The sequence below is a fragment of the Methylomonas methanica genome (genome assembly GCF_001644035.1).
GTDB classification, from domain to species: Bacteria; Pseudomonadota; Gammaproteobacteria; order Methylococcales; family Methylomonadaceae; genus Methylomonas; species Methylomonas methanica_A.
Genome location: NZ_LUUG01000113.1, coordinates 1 through 5,949, shown reverse-complemented (window position 1 = coordinate 5,949; position 5,949 = coordinate 1). Strand labels below are relative to the sequence as shown.

General features: G+C 50.6%; 2 tRNA genes and 3 rRNA genes. All 5 read right to left on the bottom strand.

From position 1 onward, the window contains the following. Positions 1-81: 81 nt before the first annotated feature. The 5 genes from rrf to A1332_RS20750 all read right to left on the bottom strand — a co-directional run bounded on the left by rrf (position 82) and on the right by A1332_RS20750 (position 5,518). Positions 82-197: ribosomal RNA gene (rrf, locus tag A1332_RS20770) — 5S ribosomal RNA — on the bottom strand. A gap of 248 nt (positions 198-445) precedes the next feature. Next, positions 446-3,341 (bottom strand): 23S ribosomal RNA (locus tag A1332_RS20765). 315 nt (positions 3,342-3,656) lie between these two features. Continuing rightward, positions 3,657-3,732 (bottom strand) — tRNA-Ala (locus A1332_RS20760). Between the two features lie 115 nt (positions 3,733-3,847). Next, positions 3,848-3,924: transfer RNA gene (locus A1332_RS20755), tRNA-Ile, on the bottom strand. Between the two features lie 60 nt (positions 3,925-3,984). Beyond that, positions 3,985-5,518, bottom strand: a 16S ribosomal RNA gene (locus A1332_RS20750). The 16S, 23S and 5S rRNA genes sit together here with 2 tRNA genes alongside, the layout of an rRNA operon. Positions 5,519-5,949 lie beyond the last annotated feature (431 nt).

The window sequence follows — 5,949 nt, the reverse complement described above, 5'->3', positions numbered from 1 at the left end:
AAAATTGAAGGTGATTATCGGTAAGGGAGTTTCGGTCAAAAAAAAAGCCCTGCTAGAGTTAGCAGGGCTTTTGGGTTAGGCGCTTGGCGATGACCTACTTTCACATGGCAACCTGCCACACTATCATCGGCGCTAAGCGGTTTCACTTCCGAGTTCGGGATGGGATCGGGTGGTTCACGCTTGCTATGTTCACCAAGCAAACTGGTTACAACAGGGACAAGGTCAAGGCGCAGGGTACACATTCGACCTCAGCATCTATTTTTTGTCTTGCCCTATTCAAAACTTTTTAACATCAGCTACAACGTTGATTCCTGGCTGATCTTTTGGACCTTGTGCCTTGAACTTTCTTCGTACCTGCTTCATGGAAATCTGTATCGAGTTTATCGTTCTCTTGCGTTTTATCAGCTTTTGTCGTCTGACCTTACCCAAACGCATTGGGTGTTATATGGTCAAGCCTCACGGGCAATTAGTACACGTTAGCTTCACACATTACTGCGCTTCCACACCGTGCCTATCAACGTCGTAGTCTCCGACGGCCCTTCAGGGGACTTAAAGTCCCAGTGAGATCTCATCTTGGGAGGGGCTTCCCGCTTAGATGCTTTCAGCGGTTATCCTGTCCGAACGTGGCTACCCGGCAATGCCATTGGCATGACAACCGGAACACCAGAGGTTCGTCCACTCCGGTCCTCTCGTACTAGGAGCAGCTTCCCTCAAATCTCAAACGCCCACGGCAGATAGGGACCGAACTGTCTCACGACGTTCTGAACCCAGCTCGCGTACCACTTTAAATGGCGAACAGCCATACCCTTGGGACCTGCTTCAGCCCCAGGATGTGATGAGCCGACATCGAGGTGCCAAACACCGCCGTCGATATGAACTCTTGGGCGGTATCAGCCTGTTATCCCCGGCGTACCTTTTATCCGTTGAGCGATGGCCCTTCCATACAGAACCACCGGATCACTAAGACCTACTTTCGTACCTGCTCGACTTGTCCGTCTCGCAGTCAAGCACCCTTATGCCTTTGCACTCATTGCCTGATTTCCGACCAGGCTGAGGGTACCTTCGTGCTCCTCCGTTACTCTTTAGGAGGAGACCGCCCCAGTCAAACTACCCACCAGACACTGTCCCTAACCCGGATAACGGGTCGAGGTTAGAACTCCAAACATACCAGGGTGGTATTTCAAGGTTGGCTCCACGAGAACTGGCGTTCCCGCTTCAAAGCCTCCCACCTATCCTACACAAGTAGGTTCAAAGTCCAGTGTCAAGCTATAGTAAAGGTGCACGGGGTCTTTCCGTCTAGCCGCGGGTACACTGCATCTTCACAGCGATTTCAATTTCACTGAGTCCCAGGTGGAGACAGTGTGGCCATCGTTACGCCATTCGTGCAGGTCGGAACTTACCCGACAAGGAATTTCGCTACCTTAGGACCGTTATAGTTACGGCCGCCGTTTACTGGGGCTTCGATCAAGAGCTTCTCCGAAGATAACCCCATCAATTAACCTTCCAGCACCGGGCAGGCGTCACACCCTATACGTCCACTTTCGTGTTTGCAGAGTGCTATGTTTTTGCTAAACAGTCGCAGCCACCGATTTTTTGCAACCCCCTTCCGCTCCAGTCGCGAGGACCTTCACGTAATGAGGGCATACCTTCTCCCGAAGTTACGGTATCATTTTGCCTAGTTCCTTCACCTGGGTTCTCTCAAGCGCCTTAGAATTTTCATCCCACCCACCTGTGTCGGTTTAGGGTACGGCCACTAGTAACCTGAAGCTTAGAGGTTTTTCCTGGAAGCAGGGCATCTATCACTTCGCTGTTCTTTCGAACCGCTCGTCATCACGTCTCGGCATAAAGCACCCCGGATTTGCCTAAGATGCATGCCTACCTGCTTAAACTGCCACTTCCAACCGACAGCTGATATAGCCTTCTCCGTCACCCCATCGCAGTTACTACTGGTACAGGAATATTAACCTGTTTTCCATCGACTACGCTTTTCAGCCTCGCCTTAGGTGCCGACTAACCCTGCGTCGATTAACGTTGCGCAGGAAACCTTGGGTTTTCGGCGAGGGGGTTTTTCACCCCCTTTATCGTTACTTATGTCAGCATTCGCACTTCCGATACCTCCAGCCCACTTCTCAATGAACCTTCGCAGGCGTACGGAACGCTCCTCTACCACTCACGCTTAACGCGTAAATCCGTAGCTTCGGTACTATGCTTAGCCCCGGTAAATCTTCCGCGCAGACCGACTCGACCAGTGAGCTATTACGCTTTCTTTAAAGGATGGCTGCTTCTAAGCCAACCTCCTGGCTGTCTGTGCCTTTCCACATCGTTTCCCACTGAGCATAGATTTGGGGACCTTAGCTGACGGTCTGGGCTGTTTCCCTTTTCACGACGGACCTTATCACCCGCCGTGTGTCTCCCGTGCTTGCACTTGCTGGTATTCGGAGTTTGCATCGGGTTGGTAAGTCGGGATGACCCCCTAGCCGAAACAGTGCTCTACCCCCAGCAGTGATACACGAGGCGCTACCTAAATAGCTTTCGAGGAGAACCAGCTATCTCCGAGCTTGATTAGCCTTTCACTCCGATCCACAGCTCATCCCCGTCTTTTTCAACAGACGTGGGTTCGGCCCTCCAGTTAGTATTACCCAACCTTCAGCCTGGCCATGGATAGATCGCCCGGTTTCGGGTCTACACCTTGCGACTAAACGCCCTATTAAGACTCGCTTTCGCTACGCCTCCCCTATTCGGTTAAGCTTGCCACAAAATGTAAGTCGCTGACCCATTATACAAAAGGTACGCAGTCACCCCACGAAGGGGCTCCCACTGCTTGTACGCATACGGTTTCAGGTTCTATTTCACTCCGCTCTCCGCGGTTCTTTTCGCCTTTCCCTCACGGTACTAGTTCACTATCGGTCAGTAAGGAGTATTTAGCCTTGGAGGATGGTCCCCCCATATTCAGTCAAAGTTTCACGTGCTCCGACCTACTCGATTTCACTAAAAAAAGGTTTTCGTGTACGGGGCTATCACCCTGTATCGCCGGACTTTCCAGACCGTTCCACTAACCTTATCCTAGCTTAAGGGCTAGTCCCCGTTCGCTCGCCACTACTTAGGGAATCTCGGTTGATTTCTTTTCCTCCGGGTACTTAGATGTTTCAGTTCTCCGGGTTCGCTTCAGTGAGCTATGTATTCACTCAAAGATGACGTGCTTATGCACGCCGGGTTTCCCCATTCGGACATCTCTGGATCACAGCCGGTTTGCAGGCTCCCCAAAGCTTTTCGCATGCTACAACGTCCTTCATCGCCTCTTACTGCCTAGGCATTCACCGTATGCGCTTATTCACTTGACCATATAACCCGAATACGTCTGTACTTTGGTTATACTGTCAGCTGACATTTTCGCTGATTTTTTCTGCTTGAGAACGACATGCTGTTTGCTTTCTGTCTTTATCTTTCGACATTGACATCATTCAAACCGCAACTCGTTTCAGTTTCGATCATTGCTGATCGTTACTATAGTTACAGATTTCCATATTGTTAAAGAGCTATCGGTACGAATACCAATGCTATACAGTCTTTATCATGCGATAAAACCATATAGCGTTGATGTTCTGACATCGACTATCTAGTGGTGACGAACTGGTTAACCCTCAGCGTAAGCGTGATGGTGGAGCCAGGGAGGATCGAACTCCCGACCTCCTGCGTGCAAGGCAGGCGCTCTCCCAGCTGAGCTATGGCCCCTAAAACAGACTAAAGACCAAGACTCAAGCCGAAATCCGATTTCGTTCAACTTTCCGATCTAGCCAGAATCGTTGCCTGTTCGTGTTCCGCCTTGTCGCTTTCGCCTTTTATGCGTTGGTGGGTCTGGGAGGAGTTGAACCTCCGACCTCACCCTTATCAGGGGTGCGCTCTAACCAACTGAGCTACAGACCCAGGTGCGTCTTTCAATCGAAATAATTTGTTGTGAGTACGTGTAACGGTGTACCGTCTTTGTAAGGAGGTGATCCAGCCCCAGGTTCCCCTAGGGCTACCTTGTTACGACTTCACCCCAGTCATGAATCACAAAGTGGTAAGCGCCCTCCCGAAGGTTAAACTACCTACTTCTTTTGCAACCCACTCCCATGGTGTGACGGGCGGTGTGTACAAGGCCCGGGAACGTATTCACCGCGGCATTCTGATCCGCGATTACTAGCGATTCCGACTTCACGCAGTCGAGTTGCAGACTGCGATCCGGACTGGGACCGGCTTTTTGGGATTCGCTTACTCTCGCGAGTTCGCAGCCCTCTGTACCGGCCATTGTAGCACGTGTGTAGCCCTACCCATAAGGGCCATGATGACTTGACGTCGTCCCCACCTTCCTCCGGTTTATCACCGGCAGTCTCCCTAGAGTTCCCGGCATGACCCGCTGGCAACTAAGGATAAGGGTTGCGCTCGTTACGGGACTTAACCCAACATTTCACAACACGAGCTGACGACAGCCATGCAGCACCTGTCTCAGAGCTCCCGAAGGCACTCCGCTATCTCTAACAGATTCTCTGGATGTCAAGGGTAGGTAAGGTTCTTCGCGTTGCATCGAATTAAACCACATGCTCCACCGCTTGTGCGGGCCCCCGTCAATTCATTTGAGTTTTAGCCTTGCGGCCGTACTCCCCAGGCGGTCAACTTAATACGTTAGCTCCACTACTAAGTTCTTTAAGAACCCAACAGTTAGTTGACATCGTTTACGGCGTGGACTACCAGGGTATCTAATCCTGTTTGCTACCCACGCTTTCGTACCTCAGCGTCAGTTTTAGTCCAGGGAGCCGCCTTCGCCACTGGTGTTCCTTCAGATCTCTACGCATTTCACCGCTACACCTGAAATTCCACTCCCCTCTACTAAACTCTAGTTGCCCAGTATCAAATGCAGTTCCCAGGTTAAGCCCAGGGCTTTCACATCTGACTTAAACAACCGCCTACGCACGCTTTACGCCCAGTAATTCCGATTAACGCTTGCACCCTCCGTATTACCGCGGCTGCTGGCACGGAGTTAGCCGGTGCTTCTTGTATAGGTAATGTCAGTCTGCCGGGTATTAACCGGCAGGTATTCCTTCCTATTGAAAGTGCTTTACAACCCTCAGGCCTTCTTCACACACGCGGTATTGCTGGATCAGGCTTTCGCCCATTGTCCAATATTCCCCACTGCTGCCTCCCGTAGGAGTCTGGGCCGTGTCTCAGTCCCAGTGTGGCTGATCATCCTCTCAGACCAGCTATGGATCGTCGCCTTGGTAGGCCATTACCCTACCAACTAGCTAATCCAACATAGGCTCATCTATTAGCGCCAGGCCCGAAGGTCCCCAGCTTTCCCCCGTAGGGCGTATGCGGTATTAGCGTGAGTTTCCCCACGTTGTCCCCCACTAATAGGCAGATTCCTATGCATTACTCACCCGTCCGCCACTCGTCAGCGCCCGAAGGCCTGCTACCGTTCGACTTGCATGTGTTAAGCATACCGCCAGCGTTCAATCTGAGCCATGATCAAACTCTTCAGTTTAATTTTAACTTGTCACTAAATAAGATTAGTGACCAATCTTGGCTCGACTACAGAACATCTTTTCTTGCGAATTGACGTGGTTTCTGTGTCGACTATTTCTAACAGCACATAGTCGCTACACATACCCACACAAATTATTTCGATTTAGTTTGTTAAAGAGCCAGAGCATTTCGCCCTGTTGAGCCGACATATTCTACAGCGTTTTCAGTTTCTGTCAAATTTATTTTTAAGTCATTTCAAAAAACCGAAACACCAAAAACAAACAACCTGACTAACCACCCAAAAGCCGCCAAACCTAGCCGACTACTTCACCGCAAAACCAACTTACTTAAGCAGTGAAGAGCCGCGCATTCTAACCACACTTCCTACTCTCGTCAAGATATTATTTCTATCCGCGCATATTTCTTTCAGACCTTCCGCGAGCGTGGATG